At 58.0% G+C, this 212-nt stretch carries 1 rRNA gene; it reads right to left on the bottom strand.

The window, feature by feature from the left end:
* Positions 1-212: ribosomal RNA gene (locus NFT33_RS19070) — 16S ribosomal RNA — on the bottom strand; the annotation flags it as partial.

Here is a 212-nt window from a genome sequence, read left to right as displayed (position 1 = left end):
GACCAGCTACAGATCGCAGGCTTGGTAGGCCTTTACCCCACCAACTACCTAATCTGCCATCGGCCGCTCCAATCGCGCGAGGTCTTGCGATCCCCCGCTTTCACCCTCAGGTCGTATGCGGTATTAGCGTAGCTTTCGCTACGTTATCCCCCACGACTGGGCACGTTCCGATGTATTACTCACCCGTTCGCCACTCTCAAGGGTTGCCCCTC

It is taken from the genome of Sphaerotilus sp. FB-3, from assembly GCF_023706025.1.
Lineage (GTDB): Bacteria > Pseudomonadota > Gammaproteobacteria > Burkholderiales > Burkholderiaceae_C > Sphaerotilus > Sphaerotilus sulfidivorans.
The sequence above is the reverse complement of the archived record's forward strand: the minus strand, read 5'-3'. Positions and strand labels throughout refer to the sequence as shown.